Genomic DNA, 3,937 nt, shown 5'->3' with positions numbered 1-3,937 from the left:
GGCGCAAGTACGCCGTGGCCATGGTGGTGCTGGCCGGGCTGGGCGTGGCGGGGGACCGGGCCGCAGCCGCCTGGACGGAACACCGTACGGCCGACGCCTTCCAGAAGGCCCAGGGGCTCACGACCGCACCCCATGTGGAGGTGCACGGCTTCCCCGTACTGACCCAGCTCGCCGGAGGCACGCTCGACCGCGTCGACATCGAGGCCTCCGGCATACCCGCGGGCCGCGACGGCGGCCGGCTCCCGATCACCACGTTGACCGTCGAGCTCGACCGGCTGCGCCGCTCCTCCGACGCCTCCGAGGCCCACGCCGCCTCCGCCAGGGCCACCGCCTTCGTGTCCTACCGGGACCTGTCCGGCGCACTCGGCTTCGACCTCGGCTTCAGCCCGGACAGCACCACATCCGAACCGCGCGTCGCGGCCACCGCCTCGGTGCCCCTCTTCGGCCGGGTCGGGGCCAGCGCGCGCGTCGAGATGGCGGGGGAGCGCACGCTGAAGCTGCGTTCCGTGAAGCTCGGGGACGGCCTGCCCCAGGCGATGCGCTCGATCGTCACCGGCATGCTGGAGCGCGAGGTGAAGCTCGACGGCATCCCGGACGGTCTGGCCCTGACCTCCGTCACCACGACGCCGGAGGGACTCACCGCGACGCTCTCCGGCAAGGACGTCACCTTCCGTACCGATGCGCGCGCCTGAAACCCGTAGCGCCCAAGCCATGTGACGAGACGTCACGCAGTTGGGACGTCACGGAGTCGGTGTCACGGGTTCGGTGTCATACGGCGTTCGCCGGTTCCCGGTACACCCGCAGCGCGGGCACCTCGAACGACATCTCCGACACATCGGGAGCGGGCCGGGGGTGGTAACGGCCCGCGCTGACCGAGAGGTTGACGATGAGATGGGCGTGCCAGCGGCGGCCCACCCCCTTGTGGTCGGCGAAGACCGGGGCGCCGTTCACCCACCACGTCACCGAACGGGCGCCGAACTCGACCCGCAGGTCCAGGAGGGCGCCGGGGGCGACGGACGGGTCGCGGTGGTAGTGGTGGGCGTCCCGGACGTGGTTGGTCAGTTCCAGGAGATCGGGGTTGTCGGGGTGGTACTCGAACACGTCGACCTCCTGGCCGCCGTCCCGCCAGGTCCAGATCGCCGGCCAGGCCCCCGTCTCGCGGGGCAGCCGGACCCGGGCCTCCAGGACGTCACCCGCGCGGACCATGAAGTCCTCGTCACTGCCCTCGGTGGTCAGCAGCCCCGTGTTCCACATGCCGTCGGGGCGGCGCCTCGCCCGGAACGTGCCGGTGCGGCCGTACTCGGCGTCGGGGACCAGATGGTCGAGCTTGTCGTCGCCGGGATTGACGGGGCCGCCGTCCGGATACGCCCAGGAGCGGCCCGCCACCCACTGCGCGGGGGAGGTGAAGTCGGCGGTGAGGACGGGCGGGCGCGGGGCCTCGGGGAGCACGGCCAACACTCTGGCACAGGCGCGGAGCGCACCGGGCCGCTTCCCGGACGTTGCCGGGCGTCTCCTCCCCGTACCCCGAAAGTATGCTTTACGTAAGCAAAGGGCCGGGGTGGTGCGTTCGGGGCGTTTTCCCCGGGAGATCGGGGATTCTGCGGCGTTCGGCTGAAACCTTCGGCATTTGCTGTACGCGGCGGCCGACCCGTGCTACTGTTGATCTCAGTTGCAGTTGTGGTTCCCAAAGACTTCAAGTGCCTGGGCGGGCAATCTTCCGCCGGGCACTTTTGTATTTCCGGTGCTTTCCGGACGGGGTAATCATCGCGGCGACGCCGGGGTTCACACAGTGTGGATTCCAAGGGCAATGCCCCGAAGGAGATATGACATGGCTACTGGCACCGTGAAGTGGTTCAACTCGGAAAAGGGCTTCGGCTTCATCGAGCAGGAGGGTGGCGGCCCGGACGTGTTCGCCCACTACTCGAACATCGCCACCCAGGGCTTCCGTGAGCTTCAGGAAGGCCAGAAGGTGAACTTCGACGTCACGCAGGGCCAGAAGGGCCCGCAGGCGGAGAACATCACCCCCGCCTGACGCCACTGAAGCGCAGGTATGACGCAGCTGGGGCCCGCACCTTGTGTACGGGCCCCAGCTCGTTGCTGTCTCCAGGACACGCGCCCGTACGGCCCGTGTCCACCGCGCCGTGGACGGCACTCCACGACACGCGGGACACCGGGTACCGCCGTACGCGGCACCGCTCCGCCGGGACCATCCCCGCGGACCGGCCCACGGCAGGTATTCCGAGGCCCGGCGGCCCGCGACGACGCGGCCGGACCGGGCTCGTTCTCGTCTTTTCTTTCGGCTCGTTCTTGCGATTCCCCGGCAGTCGTCTCCGCCGCGAATTCCTCGATACGTGCCATATCGAGGAAGGTTCTGCATGAACCGATCAACACGTACGAATGACCGCTCCTACGGCGAGCGCAAGGGATCCGGATCCGGCGGCGCCGAACGCGGTGGCGCACGCTACCGCGCCCAGGCGCAGAGCCGCTCCGCCGGCCGCACAAGGCGCCCCGCCGCCCCGCAGGGTGAATTCGCCCTGCCCGCCACCGTCACCCCGGCGCTTCCCGCGGCCGAGGCCTTCGCCGACCTGGACATGCCCGCCCCGCTGCTGGCGGCGCTCACCGACCGGGGTGTGACGGAGCCGTTCCCCATCCAGGCCGCCACCCTGCCGAACTCCCTCGCGGGCCGTGACGTGCTCGGCCGTGGCCGCACCGGCTCCGGCAAGACCCTGGCCTTCGGCCTCGCGCTCCTGGCCCGTACCGCGGGCAAGCGCGCCGACTCCAAGCAGCCGCTGGCCCTGATCCTGGTCCCCACCCGTGAGCTGGCCCAGCAGGTCACCGACGCGCTCACCCCGTACGCCAGGTCGCTCAGGCTGCGCCTGGCCACCGTCGTCGGCGGAATGTCGATCGGACGCCAGGCCGGGGCACTGCGCTCCGGCGCCGAGGTCGTCGTGGCGACCCCCGGGCGGCTGAAGGACCTCGTCGAGCGCCGCGACTGCCGTCTGGACCGGGTGGACATCACCGTGCTGGACGAGGCCGACCAGATGGCCGACATGGGCTTCATGCCGCAGGTCACCGAGCTGCTCGACCTGGTGCGCCCGGACGGGCAGCGGATGCTGTTCTCCGCCACCCTGGACCGCAACGTGGACCTGCTGGTGCGCCGCTATCTGAGCGACCCGGTGGTCCACTCCGTCGACCCCTCGGCGGCGGCGGTCACCACGATGGAACACCACCTGCTGCATGTGCACGGCGCCGACAAGTACGCCACCGCCACGGAGATCGCCGCCCGCGAGGGCCGGGTGATCATGTTCCTGGACACCAAGCACGCGGTCGACCAGTTCACCAAGCACCTCATGAGCAGCGGTGTACGGGCCGCCGCGCTGCACGGCGGCAAGTCGCAGCCGCAGCGCACCCGCACCCTGGCCCAGTTCAAGGACGGGCAGGTCACCACGTTGGTGGCGACGAACGTGGCGGCCCGGGGCATCCACGTCGACGACCTCGACCTGGTCGTCAACGTCGATCCGCCCGCCGACCACAAGGACTACCTCCACCGGGGCGGCCGTACCGCGCGCGCCGGTGAGTCCGGCAGCGTTGTCACCCTGGTCACGCCCAACCAGCGCCGCGACATGACCCGGCTGATGGCGGACGCCGGTATCCGGCCGCAGATCACCCAGGTCCGCTCCGGCGAGGCCGAACTGAACCGGATCACCGGCGCCCAGGCACCGTCGGGCGTCCCGATCGGCAACGCGCCGGCGGCCGAGCGCCCCAAGTGCGGCGGGGCCCCCTTCCGGGGTATCGGCACCACCCCGGGCCGTCCCGGCCGCTCCGGCGGAGGCCGGCGGACCACCGAGGCCCAGCAGCTCGCCGAGGCCCGCAAGGCGGCCCGCGTACGCCGCTCGGCCTAGCGGGGACGGTAGGGGGACGCCGCCCGGCCTAGCGG

The 3,937-nt window shown here is 71.2% G+C and carries 4 protein-coding genes; 3 read left to right on the top strand and 1 reads right to left on the bottom strand.

Annotation, left to right across the window (positions count from 1 at the left end):
• The coding region (locus tag ACJA3G_RS32250) for a DUF2993 domain-containing protein (protein ID WP_406556582.1) at positions 1–692 on the top strand (692 nt) is incomplete at its 5' end.
• Between the two features lie 76 nt (positions 693–768).
• Here the strand turns inward: ACJA3G_RS32250 and ACJA3G_RS32245 are convergent.
• Positions 769–1,455 (bottom strand): beta-glucanase, encoded by a 687-nt coding sequence (locus ACJA3G_RS32245; protein WP_406556583.1) that lies wholly within the window; start codon positions 1,453–1,455, stop codon positions 769–771.
• Positions 1,456–1,828: 373 nt separating this feature from the next.
• Here ACJA3G_RS32245 and ACJA3G_RS32240 point away from each other — a divergent pair, with 373 nt between their 5' ends.
• Positions 1,829–2,032: a cold-shock protein gene (locus ACJA3G_RS32240; protein WP_067161837.1), complete on the top strand. Its 204-nt coding sequence runs from the start codon at positions 1,829–1,831 to the stop codon at positions 2,030–2,032.
• A gap of 343 nt (positions 2,033–2,375) precedes the next feature.
• The gene (locus ACJA3G_RS32235; protein WP_406556581.1) at positions 2,376–3,902 is read left to right on the top strand and encodes a DEAD/DEAH box helicase; all 1,527 of its coding nucleotides are present in this window, start codon (positions 2,376–2,378) and stop codon (positions 3,900–3,902) included.
• Positions 3,903–3,937 lie beyond the last annotated feature (35 nt).

This window comes from Streptomyces sp. YS-3 (assembly GCF_045257485.1).
In the GTDB taxonomy this organism is placed as follows: Bacteria; Actinomycetota; Actinomycetes; order Streptomycetales; family Streptomycetaceae; genus Streptomyces.
Note: the sequence above shows the minus strand (reverse complement) of the source record. Positions and strands in the feature narration are given on the sequence as shown.

Excerpts from the sequence above, each read along its gene's own strand:
- ACJA3G_RS32240 (WP_067161837.1), top strand. The coding sequence starts at position 1,829 with ATGGCTACTGGCACCGTGAAGTGGTTCAACTCGGAAAAGGGCTTCGGC.
- ACJA3G_RS32235 (WP_406556581.1), top strand. The coding sequence starts at position 2,376 with ATGAACCGATCAACACGTACGAATGACCGCTCCTACGGCGAGCGCAAG.